Annotated in this window: 19 protein-coding genes; 7 read left to right on the forward strand and 12 right to left on the reverse strand. The window is 63.4% G+C overall.

Annotation, left to right across the window (positions count from 1 at the left end):
* Positions 1-22: 22 nt before the first annotated feature.
* The 6 genes from ACX5I4_RS03290 to ACX5I4_RS03315 form a co-directional block, all read right to left on the reverse strand.
* Positions 23-1429, reverse strand: a complete 1407-nt coding sequence (locus tag ACX5I4_RS03290; protein WP_461835388.1) for an NAD(P)/FAD-dependent oxidoreductase — start codon at positions 1427-1429, stop codon at positions 23-25.
* Between the two features lie 34 nt (positions 1430-1463).
* Entirely contained in the window at positions 1464-2198 is a 735-nt protein-coding gene (locus tag ACX5I4_RS03295; RefSeq protein ID WP_461835389.1) for an SDR family NAD(P)-dependent oxidoreductase, read from the reverse strand.
* Position 2199: 1 nt separating this feature from the next.
* Positions 2200-3390, reverse strand: a complete 1191-nt coding sequence (locus ACX5I4_RS03300; RefSeq protein WP_461835390.1) for an alanine racemase — start codon at positions 3388-3390, stop codon at positions 2200-2202.
* A 137-nt stretch (positions 3391-3527) separates the two neighbouring features.
* Positions 3528-4013, reverse strand: coding sequence for a RidA family protein (locus tag ACX5I4_RS03305; RefSeq protein WP_461835391.1), 486 nt, complete (start codon positions 4011-4013; stop codon positions 3528-3530).
* A gap of 43 nt (positions 4014-4056) precedes the next feature.
* Positions 4057-4743: a haloacid dehalogenase type II gene (locus ACX5I4_RS03310; RefSeq protein ID WP_461835392.1), complete on the reverse strand. Its 687-nt coding sequence runs from the start codon at positions 4741-4743 to the stop codon at positions 4057-4059.
* 271 nt (positions 4744-5014) lie between these two features.
* The gene (locus tag ACX5I4_RS03315) at positions 5015-7192 is read right to left on the reverse strand and encodes an amylo-alpha-1,6-glucosidase (protein ID WP_461835393.1); all 2178 of its coding nucleotides are present in this window, start codon (positions 7190-7192) and stop codon (positions 5015-5017) included.
* 256 nt (positions 7193-7448) lie between these two features.
* Here ACX5I4_RS03315 and ACX5I4_RS03320 point away from each other — a divergent pair, with 256 nt between their 5' ends.
* Positions 7449-7805, forward strand: coding sequence for a cupin domain-containing protein (locus ACX5I4_RS03320; protein WP_461835394.1), 357 nt, complete (start codon positions 7449-7451; stop codon positions 7803-7805).
* An 88-nt stretch (positions 7806-7893) separates the two neighbouring features.
* Here ACX5I4_RS03320 and ACX5I4_RS03325 read toward each other — a convergent pair whose 3' ends face one another.
* A complete protein-coding gene (locus ACX5I4_RS03325; protein ID WP_461835395.1) occupies positions 7894-8961 on the reverse strand; it encodes a LacI family DNA-binding transcriptional regulator in 1068 nt (355 codons plus the stop codon).
* Positions 8962-9082: 121 nt separating this feature from the next.
* Here ACX5I4_RS03325 and ACX5I4_RS03330 point away from each other — a divergent pair, with 121 nt between their 5' ends.
* From ACX5I4_RS03330 to ACX5I4_RS03355, 6 genes are all read left to right on the forward strand, one after another.
* Positions 9083-10393, forward strand: coding sequence for an ABC transporter substrate-binding protein (locus tag ACX5I4_RS03330; protein WP_461835396.1), 1311 nt, complete (start codon positions 9083-9085; stop codon positions 10391-10393).
* A gap of 3 nt (positions 10394-10396) precedes the next feature.
* On the forward strand, positions 10397-11371 hold the full coding sequence (locus ACX5I4_RS03335; protein WP_461835397.1) for a carbohydrate ABC transporter permease: 975 nt from the start codon (positions 10397-10399) through the stop codon (positions 11369-11371).
* Positions 11368-12264 (forward strand): carbohydrate ABC transporter permease, encoded by an 897-nt coding sequence (locus ACX5I4_RS03340; RefSeq protein ID WP_461835398.1) that lies wholly within the window; start codon positions 11368-11370, stop codon positions 12262-12264. The genes ACX5I4_RS03335 and ACX5I4_RS03340 overlap by 4 nt, the downstream gene beginning before the upstream one ends.
* Before the next feature lie 58 nt (positions 12265-12322).
* Positions 12323-13039, forward strand: a complete 717-nt coding sequence (locus tag ACX5I4_RS03345; RefSeq protein ID WP_461835399.1) for a ThuA domain-containing protein — start codon at positions 12323-12325, stop codon at positions 13037-13039.
* A complete protein-coding gene (locus tag ACX5I4_RS03350; protein WP_461835400.1) occupies positions 13024-14121 on the forward strand; it encodes a Gfo/Idh/MocA family protein in 1098 nt (365 codons plus the stop codon). The genes ACX5I4_RS03345 and ACX5I4_RS03350 overlap by 16 nt, the downstream gene beginning before the upstream one ends.
* A gap of 130 nt (positions 14122-14251) precedes the next feature.
* Positions 14252-15850, forward strand: coding sequence for an alpha-N-arabinofuranosidase (locus ACX5I4_RS03355; protein ID WP_461835401.1), 1599 nt, complete (start codon positions 14252-14254; stop codon positions 15848-15850).
* A gap of 363 nt (positions 15851-16213) precedes the next feature.
* Here the strand turns inward: ACX5I4_RS03355 and ACX5I4_RS03360 are convergent, their stop codons facing one another.
* From ACX5I4_RS03360 to ACX5I4_RS03380, 5 genes are all read right to left on the reverse strand, one after another.
* Positions 16214-17467, reverse strand: coding sequence for an RNA polymerase sigma factor (locus ACX5I4_RS03360; protein ID WP_461835402.1), 1254 nt, complete (start codon positions 17465-17467; stop codon positions 16214-16216).
* Between the two features lie 7 nt (positions 17468-17474).
* Positions 17475-17894, reverse strand: a complete 420-nt coding sequence (locus ACX5I4_RS03365; protein WP_461835403.1) for a YciI family protein — start codon at positions 17892-17894, stop codon at positions 17475-17477.
* A gap of 154 nt (positions 17895-18048) precedes the next feature.
* Positions 18049-18354: a hypothetical protein gene (locus tag ACX5I4_RS03370; protein WP_461835404.1), complete on the reverse strand. Its 306-nt coding sequence runs from the start codon at positions 18352-18354 to the stop codon at positions 18049-18051.
* A gap of 643 nt (positions 18355-18997) precedes the next feature.
* Positions 18998-23584 carry an endo-alpha-N-acetylgalactosaminidase family protein gene (locus tag ACX5I4_RS03375; RefSeq protein ID WP_461835405.1) on the reverse strand — a complete coding sequence of 1529 codons (4587 nt, stop codon included), beginning with the start codon at positions 23582-23584 and terminating at the stop codon, positions 18998-19000.
* A 276-nt stretch (positions 23585-23860) separates the two neighbouring features.
* Complete coding sequence (locus ACX5I4_RS03380; RefSeq protein WP_461835406.1) at positions 23861-24484, reverse strand: PadR family transcriptional regulator; 624 nt, start codon at positions 24482-24484, stop codon at positions 23861-23863.
* Between the last annotated feature and the right edge of the window lie 197 nt (positions 24485-24681).

Genomic DNA, 24681 nt, shown 5'->3' on the forward strand with positions numbered 1-24681 from the left:
GGTGCAAGTTTTGGTTGACGGACTATTCGTGAAGTCCGGCGAGTCTGCTGCCGAATTTGGCCAGGAGTGAGGTTTTGGTGGAGTCCCTGCGTTCTTCCCACTGATCGGCAATGCCGAACAGCCGGTACATGCCGTGGACGCCGAGCCACCGGATCGGTTCCGGTTCCCACTTCCGTGCGCGGTACCCGACCCAGGGAAGTGCCGTGCGTTCTGTCTCTTGTTCGAAGGCGAGTTCCACGAGGGTTCGGCCGCCGACATAGGCTGCCGTGACGCCGTGTCCCGCATAGCCGGTGGAAGATCCGATTCCGGACGCCTGGTCCCAGTGCACGCCGCCGTTCCAGTCACGGGTAACGCCCAGGACTCCGGACCAGGCGTGATCCACTTCGAATTGGATGCCAGGGAAGAAGGAGCGAAGCTTTGTGGAGATCAGGTCGACCGTGGACTGGGCTGTTGAACCTGCGCCCCCTGTTCCGGAGCCGTAGCGGTAGGGCCTTCCCCGGCCGCCAATGGCGATGCGGCCGTCCGCTGTCCGCTGCGAATAGATGAAGGTGTGTGCGGAGTCGCTGAGGCACTGGAGCCCGTTCCACCCGATCTGCTGCCAGGCCTCTTCCGAGAGCGGCTTGGTCACGATCATCGAGGAATTGATCGGGATCAGGGTCCTGCTGCCAAGCAACTGTCCGGAATACCCCTCGGTGCAGACAAACGTTTTAGCCGCGGAGACGCGTCCGTTGTCCAGAGTGAGGGTCTTGCCGTCGATGCTGCCTACGCGGCTGCCTTCGTAGATGTTCACCCCCATGGCGGTCAGGGTGTCGGCGAGGCCGTAGACGAGTTTCGCCGGATGCATCCGGGCGCAGTGTTTGTAGAAGAGCCCGCCATGGACGGTGGAGATGTTGATCTGGCTCTGGAACTCGTTCCGGTCGAGCAAATGGACATCGTCTACCGTCAGCCCGTACTTCCAGTCGGCGTCACGCCTGGCTACCAGCCGGCCCAGCCCCGCCTTGGTGTGGGCAGCGACGAGGGCGCCGCCCTTGTTCTGATCCGCATTAATCCCCTCGACCTGAAGGATGTTCAAGACGGAATCGACGCCGGCGACAAACTCCTTCTGCAATGCCCGGCTGGCGTCCAGCCCTCCCCCGGATGCGCGGGCGAAGGTGGCCCGGTTTCCTGGGGGCATTGCTGAGAGCCAGCCACCGTTTCGTCCGGAGGCGCCGTAGCCGATCTGTTCAGCTTCAAAAACCGCGACCTTGAGTGAGGGTTCGAGCTTCTTCGCGAAATACGCGGCCCACAGGCCGGTGTAGCCGCCACCGATAATTGCCAGGTCTACAAAGTCCTGGCCGGTGAAGCGGGGGTAGGCGGGCCTGGTGGCCGCGAGTCCGGCCATCCAGAAGCCGAGCCCTCCGTTTCGGGGTGTTGCCGCAAGGGCTGTCATGGTTGTCCTTCGTGTCTGTGAAGCGTTGAGGTGTTCAGGCGGCGGTGTATCCGCCGTCGACGGGCAGGACCGCTCCCGTGATGTAGGACGATTCCGAGGACGCCATGAAAAGGATGGCATCGGCGATCTCTTCAGGGGTGGCCAGGCGCTGGAGCGGGATCTGGCCCTCGCGCTGGGCGCGGTAGGCCCCTGGGTCTTCCCTGCGTTGGAACGACGCTTCAATGACCGGGGTGACGGTCAACCCGGGTGCGACGACGTTGACCCGGATGTTGCGTGGCGCCCATTCAATCGCCGCGCCCTTCGCGAGCATGATCAGGCCACCCTTGGCCGCGGAGTACAGGACTTCATCGGGCTTGCCGACCATGCCGAGCCGGGAACTGACGAGGACGAACGAGCCACCGGTAGCGGGCATCAGCGGCGCGAAGTGCTTCATCACCAGGAACGAGCTGAGCAGGTTGCTGTGGAGCACGTTCTTCGCGTCCTCGTAGGCCATCTCCGTGAGCGGGCCGCTGACCTGGAGGCCGTGGTTGAGGACGACTACGTCGACGGTGCCGAAGGACTCGGCGGCCTGCCGGGCCAGGCTTTCGACGAACGCCTCGTCGTTAAGGTCTCCCGGGACGTATACGTCGTCGGGCTGGGCGCTGTCGATGTGCTCCCTGCGGCCGGTGAGCAGCAGGCTCGCGCCCTCGCGGCGGAAGTGGGAACATATTGCTTCCCCGATTCCGCTGTTGGCACCGGTGACCAGGGCCGTGGTCTTATCAAGTCTCATGTCAGTCACTCCATCGTGAGGTTGGTTGCTTTTGTTGCAGGCTGGGGGACGGACTTCCCGTCCGGGGTCTGTCAGTGAGGGGTCGGTCAGTTGAGGAATCCGCGGGCGTCGACCGGCCACCGTTCCAGCGTCGAGCCTGTGCTGTCGGTGACGATGTACTCCTCGAAATTGACCACCACCGGGCAGACGTGGTTGGGGACCACCGGAAGCACGGTCCCGACGCCCGGGCGGAACCCTCCGGGGGCAGGGGGAGGAATCCGTGGTATTCGTTGAGTTTGGACAGGGCGGCCGTGGTTCCGGCGATGCCGCCGAAGCCGATCTCCGGGTTGCCTTCGCGGCCGAGGGCTTTGGTGCCGATATCGAGGATGACCTGATCCGGAACCTGATCGCTGACCACCGTGCCGGCGACGAATAGCGCGATCTGATCCTCGGTGCAGGCGCCGAGCCGGGTGTTGTTGAGGTCGTTAAAGACGTACTCGCCGGGACGGATCTCGGTGATGACGCTGCTGGTGGAGAACTCCACGGTGGGTGTGGAGCCGGCGCTGACCACCTCCGGGGTGATCCCGGCTGCGGTGAGGCTGCGGACCGCGGTGGTGAGCGCGGCGTCCTGGTCTTCCGCGGCACGCTTGCGGGCGTCCGGCCCGGCGCTGCCCTGGCCCGGGTAGGTGAAGACACCCACTGGGACCAGGCCGCGGTTGCGTGCGGCCAGAGCGAGGTCGCCCGCGGCCTCGGCAGGAGCCCCGGAACGGCGGGCACCGCAGTCGACCTCAATCACGACCTGCAGCCGGTCAGGCTCTGGGCCCATCGCGTCGGCGAGGGCATTGATCGCCGCGACGTTATCGACGCCGACCCGCAGCCGGATGGTTTCGGCCAGTTTGCGGATCCGCGGCCCTTTCGTTCCCGAGGGCCAGATCGGGTAGGCGAGGAAGATATCGTCGAACCCGGCCGCGGCGAAGACCTCGGCCTCACCCACGTTGCCTGCGGAGATTCCGACCGCCCCCGCCTTAATCTGGTGCCGGCCGATTTCCACGCACTTGTGCGTCTTGACGTGTGGCCGGACATCGAGGTTGTGCCGGGCGGCGAAGGCCTGCATGCGGTCGATGTTCTCCTGCATCACGTCGGCCAGCACGATCGGCGCGGGAGTATCAATCCGATCGACGAGAGCCTCGAGTGCTCGCTGAATGCGGTTCACGATGTACTCCTCATGATTCTGTCTATGAATGATCGAGGGTAGCGATGCTGACTTCCTCGAGTGCTGAAGGTGCGGGACCCGCATCAGCGGGCCCCGCACACCGCCGCCTTGGAACAGCACCGCCAGCGTGCCCGTGCCTAAACGGCCGTGCAGACCATCTGGATCTCTAGCGGAGTGTTCAGCGGCAGCCCGGCGACACCAATCGCGGTCCGGGCGTGCCGTCCGTTCTCGCCCAATACCTCGATGAGCAATTCACTGGCCGCGTTGGCGACCTGCGACTGCAGACCGAAGTCCGGTGCGCTGGCCACGAAGACCAGCATCTGCACGATCCGGACCTGGTCCAGATCCCCCACGGCCTGCACAGCGGCGGCGAGGCAGTTCAGCGCGGCATGGCGCGCGAGTTCCTGCGCTGTCTCCAGGTCCACGTCCCGGCCGACAACGCCCTGACCCAGCAGCTCACCGTTCTTGAAAGGCAGTTGGCCCGAGATGTGGATGCTGGAGCCCACCGCACGGTGGTCCACGAAGTACGCGTTACTGGCGAGGACGGGTAGCTCCAGACCGAGGGTTCGGAGCCGTCCCGATGCCGAGTCGCCCTTTACGGTTTGAGGTAGTGGGAGACTCATGCCGCCCACCGTTTTGCTGTGGATCACGATCTCAATTCTCCGCTCAGGAAGCAGGACGCGGCAGGCCGAAGAGGACGGGGAGGTCGGCGATGTCGGTAATCCGCTCATAGCCAAGCCAGTGCTCGTCATGCTCGAAGCCGCGGTCCACGTACGCCTTGTTCTTGATGCCCATCACGGCCGCAGGTCGCAGGTCGTACATCGGGCTCGCGGAAACGTGCACGATCTCGTCGGGTACCGCGCCGAGCTTGTCGAACATGTACTCAAACGCCTGGAGCCGTGGCTTGTAGACGCCCATCTGCTCGGCGCTGATAACGACTTCGAACGGTGCCTGCAGGTTCTCCGAGAGGCGCACAGCATGCGCGGTGTCGCTGTTGGTGATGATGACCAGCGGGACTGCCTCGGCCAGGCGGTTCAGTGCCTCGGTGACACCCGGGTACGGGCCCCAGGTGGGGATGTGCTCGTAGACTGCCCGCGCGTCGCCCGCACGGAACTCGAGGCCGAGCCGGCGCGAGGCGCGTTCCATGGAGTCGGCGACAATCTGGTGGAACGGCTTGTACTCGCCGGTGCACTCGTCGATCCGGTACGCCTTGCAGGCCTGCAGGAAATCATCGGCGATCTCGGCGGGCAGACGGTCGCCCAAGACCTCACGGATCGCGTCGTTGATACGGAACTTGATCAGCGTTCCGTTCATGTCGAACGTAACGAACTTCGGCCTGGTTTCGAATGCCATGAATCCTCCAATAAATCGTTTCGTCGATTGTCGACGAAACAAGGGTGGTTGTTGCTGTCGATTGTCGACGATACTCTTCACTTTTGTTGATTGTCAACGATTTTAGGCAACGTATCCTCATACATTGCTGCGATGAGTATGACGAGGCTGCCCATCAGGCCTCCGAGTTGACGGATGCGGGATGGCCATCATGCCCTGCTCCCGCCACAGCCTCCTGGGCAGGTGCAGGCAGTGTCATGATGAGCAACTCCGCCGTCGGCAAGGTTCACCACTAGGCTCCGTCGCGCAGCCCGGCTTCAGAAATCCGCAGGCCGGCCTGTGCCACCAGTTCGGTCAGCCATGGCCGATGCCCTCGATAAAAGACCATCCCAGGTGGAAGGCCCTGCACGGTGGGAACGGAATCTGCAATGTCGATGGTTACCCGGCCGCCCGCCATTGGCGCGTTGGTGATATGCAGGTCGCCGTAGGAAGGCGGCAGCTTCGGGTCCATCCAGAAGCCGCCGCGGGAAACATGGGCGTCGTATCTCATCAGGCTAGTCACTAGTTGGATGGGTGAAGTTGCTGCCCACGCCTGGGGCGAGCATGCAGTCGGATAGGGCACGGGTTCGCTGTACTGGTCCCGGCTGAATCCGCAAAAAAGCTCCGGAAGGCGGCCTTCCGAGTAGTCGGCAGCTTCAAACAGGGCGGACGCAATCCGTTGAGCCTCCTCGACGAATCCGTAGCGCATCAGACCGGCGGCAATGACGGCGTTATCGTGAGGCCAGACGGAGCCGTTGTGGTAGCTGGCAGGATTGTAGGCGCCCATGTCGCTGGCCAGGGTTCGCACGCCCCAGCCGCTGAACATCTCAGGGGACATCAACCGTTCGGCGACCAGCGGCGCTTTGTCCTCGTCTACGAGGCCGACCCAAAGGCAGTGCCCCATGTTCGAGGCGCAGGCATCCACCTGCCGTTTGTTGCCGTCCAAAGCTATGGCGTAGTACCCACGATCGGGCATCCAGAACTGCTCATTGAACCGTGCCTTCAACTGGGCAGCCCGATCGGCGAGTTCGGTCGCCAAAGCTGCGTCTCCGTCGTCGTAGGCAATCCAAGCTCGTGCCATGTACGCGTCATAGACGTAAGCCTGAACTTCGCAGAGCGCGATTGGCGGTTCTGCGAGGGTTCCGTCAGCGAAGTTGATCCCGTCCCAGGAGTCCTTCCAGCCTTGGTTGATCAAACCCCGGTCGTTGAGGCGCTCGTACTCGACGAAGCCGTCGCCGTCCCTGTCTCCGTAGTTCCGGATCCAGTCCAAAGCCCTGTCCGCGTGGGGGAGCAGGGCGGCGATGGTGTCCTTGGCAAAGCCCCAACGGCTGACCGAGCCCAAGACCGTCACGAACAGCGGTGTCGCATCGATGCTGCCGTAGTAGATGGACTTGCCTCCCAGGGCCAGGCTGCTGGAGACGTCCAACCTCACCTCGTGCAGGATCTTGCCCGGTTCCTCCTCTGTCACCGGGTCGACCACCGCCCCCTGCCGGTCCGCCAATGTCTGCAGTGTGCCAAGTGCCAAGGATGGATCAACGGACATGGCCATCTCCGAGGCCCACAACGAGTCACGGCCGAACAGCGTCATGAACCATGGAGCACCGGCTGCCACGACGATCCTCTCCGGGTGGGTGGGGTCCTCGATTCGAAGGGCGCCAAGATCGTCGTAACTTCGCCGCAGCGTCCGTTCGATGGAGTGGTTGCCCATATGGAGAACGGGAATCTTGGCCACCCATTCCTGTCGGCGGCGGTCGCTGCGTGAGAGTTCGCCGACGGCGGGATGGACAACAGCTGCCGCCGGCACCATTCCGTCATGCACCGGAGCCACGGTGAGCACCGTTTTCCATTGGCCACGTGGCGGGATGGTGGTTCGATACGTCAGCGCCTCCGGGGCGACATCCGCACCTTCGGATTTGATGACGACGGCCTTCCGGATGTCCTGCCAACTTGCACGGATGGTGAGTTCATGTTCGCCCAGCTCGCGTGATTCGCTCCATTGGCGCTGGATCCGGGCTTCCTTCACCTCGAATACGTCCGCGAAATCGGAACCTACCCTGAACGAGATCAAGCATTCTGTTGGCTCCGTGGAGTGGTTGTGCACCGTGACGTGCTCCAGGATTCCAACCCCGACTTCACGAACGCGCTCCACGATGAGGGGACTGTCCCCATATCCGTCCGACCGGATAATTCGGCCTGCAAAAACGGCCCGGTAAGGCTCCTTGGCCTGGGCCGCCAGTGGCTCCAGTGACTGGCCGTTGATGGTCAGGTTCCAGCGTGACAGGATGCGTGTGTCCTGGACGAACACCCCGTGCGGTGAATCCGGGTGGATGTCCCCGTTGGGCAACGAGATGCAGAACGACGTACCTTCCACGAGGGTGACCGTCCCGGCGCCGAGCGGGCCGGCCGCCGTGTCAGCATTCCATCCAGCCATTGTTGGCTCCTTCAAGAACCCCATGCCAGGCAGTCCCGGCCTTTCATCAGGCGCCGACCGTCCCTGCTGCATCCTCACACCGACGCTACTCCTGCGCGCGGATGCGGGCCAGAGAGGTCGGGGCATGCGCCGCGCCTGACCGGGAGATTTTCCATCTCAGCCCTATCGTCGATTGTTGACAATTGCTAAGGTTAGGTTTGTGCTCTTCCGAAGACGGGAGGCACTTTCGAGGGGCGCAGTCCCAGAAGGAGTAACAATGGTCAAGGCCACTGTCATGAGCGATGCAAACACAACGAACCCGGGCGAGCACAGCCCCAAGGCAACCTCCAGCACCCCGGGACAGACGGAGGTGTCGTTGCGTCTTTGGGCCCGCGAAGGGCTGAAGACGGGCATCTGGGAGGTCACTCCAGGAACGTTCGCGAGCACCCGGCCGGGCTATGACGAGATCTGCCAGATCCTGAGCGGCACAGCGACCATCACGGAAGAAGACGGAAGCAGTTTCGAAGTCGGTCCGGGTTCCCTGTTCGTAACGCCTGCAGGGTGGCAAGGCACCTGGACGATCCACGAGACCCTCCGGAAGATGTGGGTTGTGATCGATCTTCCCGCCCAGTAGCCGCGGTCGGATCGGACGAAAAGCACCGGCCCCGGGACAGAAGCGACTGTTCCGGGGGCGCGAAGGACGGGCCAAGGCGCCCCGCCCGTTACGTGTCCGCCTGAGTTCGGGGGATGCTGGTCGAACCCCGTGTGATGAGCCGGGTCGCGAGCTCAATCCTGGGCCCGTCCGCATTTGCGTCGATGCCATCTCGCTGATTCGTCAAGCGCAGGAGCATGCGAAAGGCGGTCGCCCCCATTTCCTGAATGGGCTGCCTGACCGTTGTCAGTTGTGGTGTCGCCCAAGTCGCCTCGGGAACGTCATCGAATCCGACGACGCTGACGTCACCGGGGATGTCGAGCCCGAGGTAGCGCACCGCGTCGTAGACGCCGAGGGCCATCATGTCCGATGCAGCGAAGATGGCCGTAGGCCTGTCCTTGCGGCTCAGGACGTCGACGGCGAAATCGCGTGCCTCGTCACGGTTCCAGTCGGCAGCGCCAACCAATCCAGGCTCGACATGCAGGTCCGTGGCCGACAGGGCCGAGCGAAAACCGTCGAGGCGCGCTCGACTATAGAGGTGGTTCTTCACTCCTCCGATGAGGGCGAAATGTTTGTGCCCGAGGCTCAGTAGGTGCTCGGCCGCAATCCGTCCGCCTTCCCAGTTCGCCACGCCCACGCTGGCGGCACTACGCGGAGCAGGGCTCATGGGGTCGATGAGGACGACCGGTATGCCAGCCGCGTCGAGGGCGCTCAGCTGCGTCGACGTGGGATCGACCAGGACGACGATGGCTCCGGTTGAGGGGCGGCGCAGGAGGCGGCCCACCCAGTCGCGGCCCGCGCGGGCGATCGTGAGGACCACGTCGCAGTCTGCGACCGCAGCGGCTTCTTCGACGCCGGTGAGGATGCTGTTGGGCCAGGAGCCACCGATGTTGCTCACCACAAGGTCGACAAGGCGAGGCGCGTTCGCGGGCAGCCGCCCCACAGCTTGTGATCGCTTGGTCTTCGCGTAACCCATCTCTTGGGCGATACGGACCACGCGCTCACGCGTTACAAAGGACACGTCTGTTGCTCCGCGGAGAACCTTTGACACTGTCGGTGTGCTGACCCCAGCTGCGGCTGCTACGTCGGCCAAGGTCGGGTTCTTGCCATCCGCCGCTGGACTGATGTTTTTGCGCAAAAAAATTATCCTTTGATCTCCGAATCGCGATATGTATACTCACTCTGCGCAAAACGATAATCGAAAATTGCGCAACTTTTCAAATTGCTATGACCCGGTGGCGGGTCAAGGAGGAAAGTCGATGGAGACTTCACGTCTTACTACATCAAGGCGGGGCTTCTTGGGCCTCGTCGGAACCGGCGCGGCCGTCGCCGCTCTTGCGGCTTGCTCGACCGGGGGTGGTGGCGGTGGGGCAAGTGCCAGCTTGAAGTTCTGGAACATGCCTTGGGGTACTCCGGCGTTCAACACGCTCGACAGCAAGATCACCCTTGGCTACAAGCCGGAGTCGGGGCTTCCTGCTGCGTCGTATCAGTCAATCCAGTGGGCAAACTTCAACCAGACTTTCTCGTCTGCACTCGCATCGAAGACCGGGCCCGCCGTCTCCTCGGGCGGCGGAACCCAGGCGTTCCAGTTCGCTAAACAAGGCTTTATCGCTCCCGCGGACGGCCTCATCGAAAGCTGGAGATCCAATGGCATCTACGATGACTTCCTGCCCGGAGTCCTCGACACGATGAAGACCGAAGCCGGATACGTCGCCGTTCCGTACAACCTCGACATGCGGGTGAACTGGTACAACAAGGAGCTCCTCGAAAAGGCAGGCGCGACCCCTCCCACCGACTGGCAGTCCTACCTCGACGCGGCGGCCGCTCTGAAAAAGATCGACGTGTACGGGTTCGCGGCCAATGGCAACGCCAGTGGCGGCAACGCCTTCCAGATGATCGTGGGCCTGATGATCAACAACGGTGGCGGCATTTTTGACGAGGAGCACAAGCCGAATTTGGTGACGCCCGCGAACATCGAAGCGCTCGAGTTCGTGCGCGAGAACATCAGCAAGGGCTACATGGACCCTGCCGCCATCAGCTACACGGCGACCAACGCGAACTCGCAGTGGAAGGCCGAGAAGTTCGGCATGGGCTTCGACGTCCCCAACCTCGCGGCCAACGTCGGTGGAGCGGCTGCATCCAAGTTGGTGGTCGGCGATCCGCTCACTAGCGCCAGCGGCAAAAAGGGCGCCCTGTATTTCCCGAACAACATCATGATGTACAAGAACACGCCCAGCCAGAAGGGCTCGGAGGCGTTCATGACCTATTACTACCAGAACATGAAGTCCCTATGGACCCAGAACACCGGCATCGGCCTCCCGGTTCTGAAATCCATCGCGGCGACCCCGGAATTCCAGTCGGACCCAAACGCAGTCAAGATCGTCAAGATGTGGCAGCCCATCGCCAAGACCTGGGCAGCGCCCGGCGGAACCGCCCTTTTCTCGAACATTTCTTACGTCGACAGCACGCCCGCCATCTCCGACTTCGGCCAGAACGTTCTCTCAGGTAAGTCTCCGAAGGACGCCCTGACGACATTCCAGTCCACGTTGACGTCGCTCATCAAGGACTGATCCATGACATCCACGAGCATCGCCGAGAGCGTCAAACGTGCACGCCGTGGCGTCGGACCGGCCGGGGCGGGACGCAAACCCGGTCCGGAGCCCGCCGGTCGGGCCAGGAAACGGTTTACACCGCGCACCTGGACACTCATAGCATTCGCGGCACCATCGCTCATCCTCCTTCTGCTCCTGAACGTCTACCCGCTCGTCTATGCCTTGATTCAAGCACTCCATGACGGCACCCTTCTCGAAACCGGGCCCTTCGTCGGATTGAAGAATTTCGGCGACGTACTCGCTCAGCCCTCGTTCTGGTCGGCGACGTCATTCACAGTCGTCTTCACGGTCGTTGGCGTGTTCGGTTCCTGGCTCGTCGGACTCGCGCTGAGCCTGCTGCTTCGCACCCACATCCCGGCCGGCGGACTGTTCAAGGTACTGCTTCTCCTGCCGTGGATCGTCCCCACGGTTGTCTCCGCGACCTCGTGGAACTGGCTGGTTGCAACACCCCAGAGCCCGCTTCCGGTGCTCGCGGAGCATCTAGGCTTCGGAAACGTGCTCTTCCTGGCGGACCCGGTGCTCGCGCAGGTCGTCGTCTGCCTCTTCAAAGTGTGGATTTCGTTCCCGTTCATGATGATGATGATGTCGTCGGCTCTCGCCTCAGTCGACACGAACGTCTACGAGGCGGCGAAGGTCGACGGGGCGACAGGGTGGCAGTCGTTCCGGCTCATAACACTCCCGCTGATTGCGCGCACGACGTTTGTGTCGTGGATTCTGATGACGATCTTCTGCGTGAACGACTTCCCGACGATCTTCCTGCTCACCGGCGGGGGTCCGGCACATGCGACGACGTCGCTGGTCCTCCTCGCCTATCTCACCGTATTCCAGAACTTCCAGACCGGGCCCGGCGTCGCCATCGCGTTCCTGATGACGTTCGTCCTCGTGGTGATCTCGGTCGTTCTTTACCGCCAGATCCGAAAGGTCAACGTCGAATGATTACGACCACTGCTCCTCAAGAAGAAGTCAGAACGGGACTCAGGGACAGGGCCGGGACTGCGGCCGACCGCCAGACCTCTCAGGACATCCGTGAGAGAGGCAAGTGGCCCCGCTTCGTCTTGATCCTGCTCATGACCGCCGTCGTCCTGGTCCCGATCGTCGCCGTCTTCGGACTGTCGCTGACACCGTCACTCGGCTCGAATGCGGAAGGTCTCACCTTCGAGAACTTCGGGAACATCTTCACGCAGACGGCCGTCCTGACCTGGCTCGGCAACAGCCTTGTCATCACCGCCTTCACCGTTGTTGTCGCCGTCGCGGTCGCGGCTCCCGCCGGTTACGTTCTGTCCAGGGCCCGCAACCGGCTCGTGTCGGGATATTCGCTCATCCTGTTCGTCGTGCAGTCCCTGCCTGTCGTCACCTCGGCGATCCCGCTCTTCATCTTGTTCGCGAACCTTGGGTTGGTCGACAGCCTCTTTGGCGTCGTGATCATCTACGTCGGTGCCACGATGTCTGTCGCCATCTGGATGATGGCCGCCTACTACGACTCGATCCCCATCGCTCTCGAAGAAGCCGCCTGGATAGACGGTGCCTCGATCTTCGGTTCGTTCACCCGCATCGTCCTCCGGAACTCCCTGCCGGGCCTCCTCTCAACCGCGATCTTCTCGTTCCTCCTGGCGTGGAACGACTACCTCATCGCCGTCGTGTTCCTCCGGTCCGACCCGAATTACACCCTTCCGGTCGGCTTGGAATCCTTCTTCCAGCAGAACGCCACCAACTGGGGCCTCGTCATGGCGGTCGCCGTCGTGATGATGCTCCCGCCGATCATCCTGTTCGCGTTCCTCAACAAGCACTTCTCGGTCGGCGGAATCGGCGGGTCGCTTTCCAGTCGCTGAGTGACGCCCGCAAGAACGCATTAACGAAAATTTGTCGCATGGCGGCAGCAAGGAAAACATGAGTACCCCTGATCCACGATTCACGACCAAAACCGCACTTGTCGTTCGCGGCGGTTGGGACGGGCACCAACCCGTCGAGGCCACCAACCTCTTCATCCCGTTCCTCGAGGCGCGCGGCTACACGGTGCGTGTGGAGGAATCACCCGCCGTCTATGCTGACAGCTCCTACATGCCCTCGGTAGACCTCATCGTCCAGTCAAACACGATGACCTCGATCGAGAAGGAAGAGTTCGAAGGTCTCCGATCCGCCGTCGAAGCGGGAACGGGACTCGCAGGCTGGCATGGCGGCATCGCCGACTCCTACCGCAACAACTCCGACTATCTGCAGTTGATCGGAGGCCAGTTTGCTGCGCACCCCGGCAAAGCGCCGGAAGAGCTCACCGGCGATCAGGCTGACAACTATCGCCCTCACACCATCAACATGACCGAAGCTGCAGCCTCGCACCCCATCACCGAAGGCATCGTCGACTTCGAGCTGACCACTGAGCAGTACTGGGTACTCCACGACCACTACAACGATGTGCTCGCGACCACCACTCAAGCCGTCCGGCCCTGGGATCCGTGGAACCGCGAAATCACCTCACCTGCCATCTGGACCAGGCAGTGGGGCAAGGGCCGCATCTTCGTCTCTACGCCCGGTCACCGTGTCGACATCCTCGAGAATCCGAACGTCAAAACCATCATCGAAAGGGGACTGCTGTGGGCGTCCCGCTAACCGTCGGCGTCATCGGCGTCGGAAAGATCAGCGAACAGTACTTCGAAAGCCTCCCGAAGCTGCCTGGCCTCAAGCTCGTCGCTGTCGCAGACATCAACGAAGAACGTGCGCGCGAGGTCGCGGCCGAGCAGGGTGTCGAAGCCCTGACAGTCGATGAGCTCCTCGCCGACGACCGAATCGACTCGATCATCAACCTGACGATCCCCGCCGCGCACGTCGAAGTCGGGACGCGGGCGCTCCACGCCGGCAAGCACGTCTTTGCCGAGAAGCCCCTTGCGCTGTCCCCGGAAGAAGCCCTCCCCATGCTGGAGCTTGCTGACTCTTTGGGACTTCGGGTCGGTAGCGCGCCCGATACCGTCCTCGGCACCGGCGTCCAAACTGCCCTGCAGTTGCTCAATGCAGGTACCATCGGCGCGCCGGTAGCGGCGCAAGTTCACTGGTCCGCGCCCGGACACGAACGCTGGCACCCTTCACCACTCTTCTACTACCAACCCGGCGGCGGCCCGCTATTCGATATGGGACCCTACTACCTGACCAGCCTCGTCATGTTCTTCGGACCCGTCGTCCGCGTATCGGGAGTGGCCACAAGGTCCGACCGTGCGCGAACCGTCGAGACCGGCCCCCTGGCCGGCACGCCGATTCCAGTCGAGATCGACACCCATGTCAGCGCGATCCTCGAGCATGCGAACGGGGTGACCACCACGATCACGGTCAGCTTCGAAGTCTGGGCCACCCGGACACCGCTCTTCGAGATCTATGGCACCGATGGCACCATCGCCGTCCCCGACCCGAACCGGTTCTCTGACCCCGTCGAACTGATGACCCGGGAAGAACCGGAACGGCGTGAGGCGCCAACCGCTGCTGGTTACGAGGATGCCGGGCGAGGTTACGGTCTCGCAGACATGGCCAGGGCCATCGAGACAGACCGCCCACATCGGGCCTCCGGACGGGTAGCGTTCCACATCCTTGAGGTCATGGACGCCATCACGCGTGCGAGTCAAGAGCGCCGGGTCATTGAAGTCGAAAGCACCGTCGACAGGCCAGCCGTTGTGCCCTTTGGTGCGGCACCTGACACTTGGTAGCCGCGCGGATCGCGCATGATGCCCCTCGCGTGCCCAGCCTCCACGCAAGGGTCAGGACCGGCCCCTTTCCGGCTGATCGTCCGGGAATCAACTGGCTGAATCTACTCATAGACTTTGGAGAATTTTGACCATGGCTTCTTCGCCCCGGCTCGTCGTCAACCTGGACATCGCGGGCCCTGTTATCAGCCGTCACGTCTACGGCCATTTCGCTGAACACCTGGGCCGTTGCGTTTACGGCGGTTTCTGGGTGGGGGAGGACAGCGGGATCCCGAACACCCGGGGGATCCGCAACGACGTCGTGGAGGCCCTGCGCGAACTCCGGATCCCGAATCTGCGCTGGCCGGGCGGCTGTTTCGCCGATGAATACCATTGGCGTGAGGGCGTGGGCCCGCGTGAGCTGCGCCCGCGCATGGTCAATTCCCATTGGGGCGATGTCGTGGAGGACAACTCCTTTGGTACTCATGAGTTCATGGACCTCTGCGAGATGCTCGGCGCGGACGCCTACGTCAACGGCAATGTGGGTTCGGGCACCGTCCAAGAGATGGGCGAGTGGATCGAATACCTCACCCGCGCCGATGATTCACCCATGGCCGCACTCCGCCGGCAGAACGGCCGGGACGAGCCCTGGAAGGTCCCCTTCTTCGGCATCGGCAACGAGCCTTGGGGGTGCGGCGGCCACTTCCGTGCGGAGGCCTATGCGGATGTGGCCCGGCAGTACAGCACGTTCGTCCGTTCCCACAACGGCAACGAGGTGTACCGGATCGCGGCCGGCGCCAACGCCGATGACGTGGCCTGGACCAAGGCCCTGATGGAGGCGCTGCATGACACGGGCGGCCCGGACCGCAAGGGGTCCCCGTACCAGGGCATTTCCCTGCATTACTACACCATGTCCGGGCAGTGGGACGCGAAGGGCTCCGCCACTGAATTCAGCGAGGAAGAGTACTGGAAGACCGTCCGGGCGGCCCACCATATCGAGACCCTGCTCAGCGCCCACTCCACCATGATGGACGTCTACGACCCGCACAAGGCGGTGGGCCTGGTCCTGGATGAGTGGGGTACATGGTGGGACGTGGAGCCCGGCACCAATCCCGGTTTCCTGTACCAGCAGAACACCGTCCGGGACGCCCTAGTGGCGGCCATCCACTTCGACTCCTTCCACCGCCACGCGGACCGCCTGGTCATGGCCAACATCGCCCAAACCGTGAACGTCCTGCAGGCCATGCTGCTCACCGACCCGGAGAGCGGCGCCCTGGTCAAGACCCCCACCTTCCACGTCTTCGCCATGAACGCCGGCCACCAGGACGCCGCGGTACTGCACACGCACCTGGACCCCGGCGCCCCGCACGAGCTGGACGGCGCCCAGCTCCCGACATTCACTGCCTCTGCCAGCACCAAGGACGGCCAGGTGCTCATCTCCGTGGCCAATCTCGGGCTGGAGGACGAGAGCGAGGTGGTCCTGGATCTGCGCGGCGGCCGCCTGGAGCAGGTGCAGGCCCTAGTGCTCGGCGGGGAGAGCGTCGCGGCGTTCAACGCGCCGGCGCACCCTAACGCCGTCGCCCCCCGTCCGCTGGAGGTCAAGGAACGCGACGGCCAGCTGGTGCTCCGCCTGCCGGCCCACTCGTTCGCGACCGTCCGCGGCACACTGGCCGGCCAGGCGCCCGGGACCGTTGCTTCCGCTGCCGTAGCCACCGCGCCCGCCATGGGCAGCAAGCCCTGCCTCAATTGCTGAACACTCAAAACCGCCGCGGGTACCCCATCGCGTCAGCTTCGATGGGGTACCTGTAACCGCGGCGAGTATCCGAATGGAGGCGTATGAAGCGCGCCTATCTGCGCGTTACTCAGAGGTAGTTCGGAGAACGCAGCCCCTTGCGCGCGCTGAGTGCGTGACGCTTGTGAAGTGGAAGACCCCGAACCGGTCCTGCTCCTCCTACGAAGACGAGCAGGCCAGACATCGACTCGACAGCCGTGAAGGGCCTGGTCGATCCGCCGTCGACGCGCTTCCAGACCGCGACGAAGGCGCCCGGCCTGTCCTCACTAAGTGACACTTAGCGCTGTTATCCAGCCGACCTGCAGCCCGACGTCGCCGTTGTAACTATGGTCGGCTGACGGCGTCGACCTTGCGCTTGAGCGCCGCGCGTTCCGCGGCGTTCCCGCACAGCTCAATGGCCTGCAGTAGCGCGGACCGCGCTTCGTCGCGACGACCGAGCCGGGTGAGCATCTCGCCGCGGATCGCGGGGAGCAGATGCGAGCCGCTCAGTTCGCCCCGTGACGCGATCGCGTCCACCAGCTCAAGACCCTCCGCGGGACCGGAGGCCATCGCGACGGCGACCGCTCGGTTGAGTTCGATGACGGGCGAAGGCGTTAGCCGTCCGAGTGCCTCGTAGAGGATGACGATCCGCTGCCAGTCCGTTTCGGCGACCGAGCGAGCCACCGCGTGACACTCCGCGATGGCGGCTTGGAGGCCGTATGCGCCCAGTCCACGTCCGGCCCCCGCGGCCCGCGCCAGCGCCGCACGTCCGCGCCGGATCGCCGACTGGTCCCACAGCCGCCGGTCCTGGTCCTCCAGAAGCACCGGGCCGCCGGACGCATCGAGTCGGGCCGGGAAGCGGGCTGCCGTGAGTTCCAGCAGCGCGAGCAGCCCGAATACCTCGGGCGCGGGGGCGATGCGCGCCAGGACGCGGGCCAGCCGGCGGGCCTCGCCGGCCAGATCCGTGCGTATCCACTCGTCGCCGCCCGATGCGAACGAGCCCTCCGTGAAGATCAGGTAGACGACCTGAAGGACCGAGCCGAGCCGTTCGGCCAACTCCCGCCGTTCGGGCAGGGCGAACGGCACCTGCGCGGCGGCCAGCGTCTTCTTGGCCCGCGTGATGCGTGCCTGGATCGTCGCCACCGGAACCAGGAACACCTTGGCGATCTCGTCGGTGCCCAGTCCACCGACCACCCGCAGCGTCAAGGCGATCCGTGCCTCCTTCGACAGCACGGGATGGCACGAGATAAACATCAACCCGAGCACATCGTCATCAATCGCGTCGGGATCGAACAGCGCGTCCGCCCCGGGCGTCGAGTCGTCGAGGCCTCGGGCGAGGAGGGCGTACCGTTCGTCGCGTCCGGCGCGCCGCCGGAAGGCGTCAATGGCACGACGGCGGCCGGTGGTGAGCAGCCACCCTGCCGGTTCGGCAGGCACGCCGTTTACGGACCAGGAGACCAGCGCCTCGGCGAGGGCTTCCTGCGCGAGATCCTCGGCCAGTGAGAAGTCGCCCATATAGCGGGCGAGGGCGCCTACGATGCGGGCGGATTCCATCCGCCATACCGCCTCGACGGCGCCCCGCGCCTCTGCGGTGCTCACCGTCCGGTCAGAGCTGCCCGGTCAGCTCGCGCCAGGCGCGCTCCTTTTGGATCCACGGGTTGTCCTGGGGGAACTCGTCGATCGTCGTCACTCGGCGTATCTCGGTCTTGCTACCCGCCGTGAGCGGCGCCCGCTTGGCCCACTCGACGGCTTCCTGCTTGGACGCGACATCGAGGATGTAGTAGCCGCCGAACAGTTCCTTGGTCTCCCCGTACGGGCCGTCGGTGACTACCGGGTTCTCGCCGGTGAAGTCGACCACTACGCCCTCGTTCGGATCGTCGGGGCCCTCGGCCGCCAACAAGACACCGGCACGAATCAACTCGTCGTTGAACTTTCCCATGGCATCCATGATTTCGGCGAAGTCCGTGTTCGCGAACGCCGCGAAGGACTCGTCCGTGGGACGCATGATCAGCATGTACTTGGCCATGATGTTCTCCTAGGTTCCGGAAGGTCGCCTTCCGACCTTCTCACCCATAGGTCGAACGGCACCAGAGCAGATCGACACAAACCGAAGAATCTTTTGCATGGTTCAGCGGGACCGCCTGACCATTGATCTGGGGGTCAGGGATCCCGAGGATCGCTCAGGCGGCCATCACAGCGTCGGCAGAGGATCGGACGGACATGTTCACATCTGACTGCTGGGGATCAATAAGCACGGGAAGGCGGCGGGCCTGCGAGCAGCGGCGGAGCGCCTCCATGGCCGCGGGTTCGACGTTGGCCCCGGTGACGTCGATTTCAAGGGCCAGACCATGCATGAGCGCGTTGGCCCGCCTCGCGACGACATAAAGGGCGTGGAGGCTCCGGGAGGTTAGGCGCCCATGGGCTGTGATGCGGACCTGGGCACCGTCGATGTCCATTTTTACGAGAAGCCGGATTTTTTCGGTCATCAGTCCTCTTCCGATCAGGAACCGCGACGCTGCGGCCCGCAACAAAGACTAAACCGAGGATGTGACGCAGGCAACAGTTTCCTCTGGCGACTGCATAACTGAGTGCGAACCATCTTTTCTGGCTTGCCCATGGCCCCTCAGCGAATCCTGACATAGGGTTTGACCCACTACCCGCTGGATGCCCCGTTGGGTTCATACGCACGACATGGGCGTTCAGGCGTGAACTTTGAACGCGGGATCCGGCCGACGCCGATTCCAGACTGATGAAGACGTGAGGGAGAACCATGACACTTGCTCGTGCTGGACATCGATTGGCCACTCATCGTCCCTGTGTACCCGCGGCGCTGCCCAGGGTGCCGGCTTGTGGGCGGTGCGGCCCAGGATTTCCTTTGATATTCCACGAGTATGTTCCGGCGGTCTATGCGATCGACGGCAGCGGATTGCGGCCGCCGTCGGCAAGCTACAGCTGTGCCAGATGCGGTACAGGGGACAACCATCAGGTTCCGTCGGGCTGGGCCCCGCCCGAGTGGCAGTGGTATTCCTGAGCCGCTAGTCGTCTTGGACAAAAGACAACTGGGCCGCGGTGACCGGGTTTCATAGCGCTCAACCACCGGCCACCGCGGCCCCTCGAAGGGCTATGCCGTTACGGGGTGCAGGCCGCGTCAGACGGTCGCGGCGACGGATCGAATCCCGGAGCAATGGCCGAGGAATGACCGAACACCCGCATCTCCGCTGCTGCGGCGAAGGGCTGGCCGTTGATGGAGCTATTCGCCTGGAACTTCACGAACTTCGCCTGGACCGTCGGGAAGGTGATGTTCTGCATCGCCGTCGTATCGACCAGGTTGCCCGTGGCCGCCTGGGTCCAGGTGGTGCCGTCCATGGAGGTGAAGATCGTGTAGCCCTTCACCTTGCCGTTCTGGCCGCCCGTCTGGCGTCCCTGGTACGCGAAGCCGTTGACGGTGTATTCGCCGTCGAGCTTGAGCTGAACCCAGTGCGGGTAGTTGGTGATGGTGGGGTCATACTGCGTGTGCCAGATGCTGCCCGCGTCACCGTCCAGCACGTTGCCCACTGGTCCCTCGCCTGCCCCTGACGTCAGGTTCTCCGAATCCGCCGTTGCCGTCATTGACGACGTCGACACGGTCGGCTGAGTGCCCACCCGCAAGTTCGAGTCTGAGTCCACGGTCTTGGTGGCACAGTTGTTGAAGTAGGTGGCCGCCGGGTGGATCAACGCCGCGCCCCCGGCCGCGGCGGCCGGCGTCGTGATGATCCACGTGGTCTTGGCCGTTTCGCCCGGCTTCACCGTGCCCACCAGGTTACCGTCATTGGCGGAAACCTGGGCGCTCCAGCCTGCCGGCAGTGTTCCCAGCGACATCGCGACATTGGTGGCGTCGCTCTTCTCGTTGTTGGTGAACGTGGTGACATAGCTGGTTGTGGTGCCGGGGCTGAGGTCAGCACTGCCCGGGCCGGCCACACTTGCACAGGCCGCACCCCCGCTGACAGCGCCGAGGTCGGTCACGGTGAAGTCGTCGAGCACAAAGTCCGCGCCGTTGGCTCCTCCGGTTTTGCGCAGGCCCACCCAGTTGTCACCGCATCCGGCCGTGAACGTCCGGGAGTAGGTGGTGGTGTTCAGGGCAGGGGCCATGGCCTCGTCCTTCAAGTCGCGCGAAGTCACGGTGCCATCGGCCATAATGTCTGCACCGGTCACCCACTGCCACTGACCGGCAACGTTCGTTTGGTATTTGAACTGCACCTTGTAAGAGTGGCCGGCCGTGAACGGCACCGTGGCCGGCACTGTCCGGTACACCAGGCCGCTGTTTTCCTCGTGCGACTTCAGGGAGTAGTTGCCGTCCAGTACATCGTCCACGGCGTGGCCGTTGAGTGCGCCGGAATTGTAGGGGCTGTGGGTGTTTTTCCAATCTTTCTGCGAGTAAGGGGCGTTGAGGTCGCTGATGCTGGTGCGGGGATCGGTGCTGCCGCCCGCGTCGCCCTTCACAAACGGGCCCCAGCCGGGCTGGTTGCCTTCAAAGTTGGCACTGGCCACGAGCGTTCCGGGACCTGCCTGCGCGCCGGCCACCGGCGTCGTCGTGTCCTCCATGATGCGCACATCGTCGAGGGTCACTGCGGCCGATCCGGCCACGGCGCTGATGGACACGTCCACTTTTTGGTTGACGGGAGCGGTGAATTGCACCGAGGCGCGCTGCGAGTAGGTGCCCTGTTTCGCGTCGGCGGCCACCTGGTTCTTGGCTGGCGTGATGTCGAAGGTATTGGAAGTGCTCAAGTCCTTGCCCGAGACGCCCAGCGTGACGGTGCGGCGGTTGCCTTCCGCGATCTCCACATTGGCGCTCAGCGTGTAGTTCCTACCCTTCTCCAGCGACTTCACTGATTGGGAAATGGACGACGCCGGGGTCCCCAGCACCGCGACATTGTCGCCTGTCGCGGTGCGCAAGATTGCCGCTCCGCCGGTTGGGTTCCAAGCGTCCAGGTTGCCTGCATTGAAGCCTGGGTCTGCCAGCGGGGTGCCGGCTCCGTAATTGGCATCCCTGTTGACAGGTTGGTCACCGCTCGGGGAGAGCACATAGGGGATGCCTTTATCGCCCGTGAGGGTGACCTGTCCGTTGACGGCGGTCACGTCGGAAACCTTGACCCGGCCTTGATCGGTGAGCCTGTACAGCGTGAAATTGCGCTTGCTGGCGAACTGGCTGGTCAGTGTGAACGCAGTGGTGCCGCCGTCGGCAGTGTAGAAGTACATCTTGTCTGCGGTGGTGGGCGAGGTGGTCCTGCTGTTGTCCGTCGCGTCCTGCCACGGCAGGAGATAGGTGCCGCCCTGCAGGACGACGGCGTCGCCCATCGTGATCTGGCGCTGGCCGTTCACCATGTTGATGGCGACCCCGCCGGTCAGCTGGGCCGACTGGCCGAAGTTCCACTTGGTGACGTCGAAATGCTGGATGAACTTGGTGGGCAAGTTGGAAGTGAAGATGTTGTTGTAGAAGGTGTTCCAGTCATCCTGGCCGGTCCAGCCTTCGAATTCCTTGACCTGGGAACCGCCCAGCAGGGGATCGGTGTTCCAGACATCGCGCTGGGCGTTGCTGATGAACCGGACGATGTTGGAGTTGATCCCCTTGTTTGTGGCGCCACCGTAGTTCTTGTCATTGGCCCAGTGCGACCAGACGGAGTTGCCCTCAAACTTGTAGGCCCATTCGGAGGCAACCTCAAAGCCCATCTTGTGCAGTTGCGTGGCGAGCTGGTCGGCCAGCCAGCCACTGGAATAGTAGGCGTCAATGTAGACGGTCTTGATGCCGGGAGCTTCCTTGCGGAGCTGGGCGAAGCGGTCTAGGATGGCGCCCGAGCCCAGGTCCGTGCGCTGGTCAATGTGGTACGACTGGTTCAGCCAGTCCCAGCCGTTGACTTGCCCGGCGATCATGCCATCGCTGAAGCTCTTGGCCTGCGGATAGGCCTCGGTGACGTTCACGTGAACGGCAATGTCGGCGTTGAACTGCGCGCCGCCGGTCGTTAGCGCGTTCAGGTCGGCCAGGCCGCCGGCGCGTGTGTTGTAGTCCCCGCCGTAGTCCGGGTGGCCGGAGTCGTGGCCTTCACTTGCGTAACCCTTTTCCAACACCCACTGGCCGAGGTCGTCCGTGGACATGGAGATCCGCTTGAGATTGTCCAGGGTCTTCAGGAACGGGTTGGTGGCCTGCGAGGCGAAATTGAACGGAATGTGCTGGACAACGCGCTCGGGTACGCGGCTGGCGCCCAACGGTGCGGTCATGGTGTTCCGGAAAGCGATCGCGCCATCCTCCCATGTCACCTTCCCATCGGCGTTGGCGTCGGCGGAGAGAACCACGGTGGTTTTCGGAAGCGTGTAGAACTGCGCGCGGGGATCGGTAGCCCCGGCCGCCGCATAGGTGTAGTTGCCCACGGACAGCCCGGCGCGCTTCGCCCCGTTGCCGGCGTCCACGATTTGCGACTGCAGCCGTGTGTTCCAGTTGCCGTTGGAGTCCTGGCCGGAATCGTCGGTGGCATTGGTCATGAGGCCCGCCGATAGCTGTGAGTTGCTGACAAATCCGTAGGGCGTTCCTACCGGAGCAGCGTCGGTCTTGGCACCGGCGGTGACGGAGACGAACTGGTCGGCCGTAGTGGTGGAATCGGTGGAGATCTTGGTTCGGGCCAGCTGGGACTGGCCATCACCGGAGTCGACCGATACAAGGGACTGGTTGGGGATGGATAGCTGGTCCACTGTCGGAGCGGCACTGCCGGAGATCTTGGTGACAGCAAAGTCCACCGTGTTCTTCGGCGTAACCGTTAGCGAGGACTCGATAGTCAGGTTCGGCAGGTCGGCGAACGTCGATGCGTAGGCGACCGAATCGGGTCCCGCCGTGGACGTGGTGGTGGCGGCATAGTTCTTGCCATTGATGGCGAAGTCCTTCAGCAGGTTTGCCTGGCCGGAGAGATGCTTGCCGTTCAGCGAGTAGGAGATGGCTTGCGGGAATTCCTTGCCCACCTGCACGTCGAGGCCCTTGCCGTTGCTGATGGTTACAGGCGTGGCGGGGTCGGCGGGCGGGGCCGGAGGGACTGGCTGCGGAGTTGTGTCTCCGACGGCGCGCACCCGCAGCTCGGATGCTGACACGTTGTTGCTTCCGTTGATGGCTCTGTCAGCCTCGAACTTCACGTAACGGGCCTTGACTGGGCTGTTGAACAGTACGGTCTGTACTTGGGTGTTGCTGCTCGGTTGGGTGAAGCTGCCAGTTGCCACGGGGGCACCCCAGTTGCCGGCCGGGTCTGTTGCCACGGCACGGTTGTCGGTGGCGAAAACCTTGAAATCCTTGACCGGGCCGTTGGACTGATTCTTGACGGAGTAGTCCAGGCCGGTCAAAGTGAACGATCCGCCGACGTCCCAGGAAATCCAATGTGGCATCGGGTCGGCTACGCCTACTCCGTCAACCACCTTGTAGGCGACGGTCCACTGCGACGAGTAGTCGTTATCGAAGGCGCCGGCGGCCGTACCGTCCATTGCTGGCGGTGCCGGATAGGCCGGAGACTGGGAATCCGCGCCGAGCAGTGTGTACTGGCTCGGGCTCACGGGTGTGCCGCTTGCATCCGGCGCGGCCGTGGCCACCACCGTTCCCGTTGCCAAGCTGAGGGCCGCGACCAGGGCGGCAGTTACCGTGCAAGTGGTCAGGCGCCGGAACGCGCTGCCTCGTAGTGGGGGAAATGAGGATGGCGGATAGATCATGCGACGTCCTTCGTGCTGGGGAGCATATAGTCCGGAGCGGCCTCAAGCCGGGTTGGACCACGCGAGTGTTATGGATAACACGAAAGACTATGGCACTGAAGTGATGCAGATTACAAGGGGGTCAATGGATTAAGTATGATTGATCTGCGACCAATTGCGTCACCTTTGATCATCCTGATGGGGGCGTGAGGCCCCCGTCGCTGAATCGATGCCCATTCTCCGAAGCCACGAGCGGAATGACAGCTACTCCGCATCGCGGCCTCGGACAAGTCGGTGCTAGTCGGCGAGGATGTGGTACAGCGCTCGCCGTGTTTCGTCGATCTTTTCCATTGCGGCGGTGCGCTGCTCGTCCGTTGCGGCAAAGCGGAACTGGTGGATGACTCCCATGAGCTTTGCCACGCTCTGGTGAAACGCGGGTCCTGATCCTTCCGAATCGATGTTCCACGCATTTTCCAGCTCCTCGGCGTGCTCGGCTACGTAGGCCTTCCCTGCGTCAGTGAGTGTGAATTCGGTGCGCCGGCCTTCGCCAACCGGCGCGATGAGCTCTTCGTCAACGAGCTGCTGCAGTGTCGGATAGACCGAGCCGGGGCTGGGGCGCCAGGATCCGGACGTCTTCTCGGCAATCGTCTTGATGAGTCCGTAGCCATTCGATGGTGATTCGGCCAGCAAGGAGAGGATCGCGAAACGAACATCGCCCCTGTTGGCGCGACGGGGGCCGCCGGGGCCGAAGCCCGGTCCAAACCCCGGCCCGAAGCCCGGCCCGAAACCGCGGCCTGGTCCAAACCCGCGGCCCGGTCCGAATCCGCCGTGTCCGTGGGGTCCGCGACGGCTCCGGCCGCGTCCGAAGCGTTCCATATCCGGACCGCAATCTGTGTGCTTGTTGTCATGAATGCCTTTCATAGCGGCATCGTCCTTTCAGTGTTTGTCAGAGTTGCCCCGAGGGCCGCGCAGTTTGTTCTGCGATAGTTAACGATATATCGGTGAGTGTCGTTAAACAAGAGGCGATCGGGGTGTCAGATGCGCGGAATTCCCGTTCCGGCGGTCGGATTCAGCGGCCTGGGTGGCCAGCGAAGTCCTTGAACTCGACGCCGGGAAAC

Source organism: Arthrobacter sp. MMS24-S77 (genome assembly GCF_054888235.1).

Coding starts and splice junctions, on each gene's coding strand:
- ACX5I4_RS03355 (WP_461835401.1), top strand. CDS start 14,252: ATGGCTTCTTCGCCCCGGCTCGTCGTCAACCTGGACATCGCGGGCCCT.
- ACX5I4_RS03365 (WP_461835403.1), bottom strand. CDS start 17,894: ATGGCCAAGTACATGCTGATCATGCGTCCCACGGACGAGTCCTTCGCG.
- ACX5I4_RS03375 (WP_461835405.1), bottom strand. CDS start 23,584: ATGATCTATCCGCCATCCTCATTTCCCCCACTACGAGGCAGCGCGTTC.
- ACX5I4_RS03380 (WP_461835406.1), bottom strand. CDS start 24,484: ATGAAAGGCATTCATGACAACAAGCACACAGATTGCGGTCCGGATATG.
- ACX5I4_RS03340 (WP_461835398.1), top strand. CDS start 11,368: ATGATTACGACCACTGCTCCTCAAGAAGAAGTCAGAACGGGACTCAGG.
- ACX5I4_RS03315 (WP_461835393.1), bottom strand. CDS start 7,192: ATGGCTGGATGGAATGCTGACACGGCGGCCGGCCCGCTCGGCGCCGGG.
- ACX5I4_RS03290 (WP_461835388.1), bottom strand. CDS start 1,429: ATGACAGCCCTTGCGGCAACACCCCGAAACGGAGGGCTCGGCTTCTGG.
- ACX5I4_RS03295 (WP_461835389.1), bottom strand. CDS start 2,198: ATGAGACTTGATAAGACCACGGCCCTGGTCACCGGTGCCAACAGCGGA.
- ACX5I4_RS03330 (WP_461835396.1), top strand. CDS start 9,083: ATGGAGACTTCACGTCTTACTACATCAAGGCGGGGCTTCTTGGGCCTC.
- ACX5I4_RS03305 (WP_461835391.1), bottom strand. CDS start 4,013: ATGAGTCTCCCACTACCTCAAACCGTAAAGGGCGACTCGGCATCGGGA.
- ACX5I4_RS03320 (WP_461835394.1), top strand. CDS start 7,449: ATGGTCAAGGCCACTGTCATGAGCGATGCAAACACAACGAACCCGGGC.
- ACX5I4_RS03310 (WP_461835392.1), bottom strand. CDS start 4,743: ATGGCATTCGAAACCAGGCCGAAGTTCGTTACGTTCGACATGAACGGA.
- ACX5I4_RS03345 (WP_461835399.1), top strand. CDS start 12,323: ATGAGTACCCCTGATCCACGATTCACGACCAAAACCGCACTTGTCGTT.
- ACX5I4_RS03335 (WP_461835397.1), top strand. CDS start 10,397: ATGACATCCACGAGCATCGCCGAGAGCGTCAAACGTGCACGCCGTGGC.
- ACX5I4_RS03370 (WP_461835404.1), bottom strand. CDS start 18,354: ATGACCGAAAAAATCCGGCTTCTCGTAAAAATGGACATCGACGGTGCC.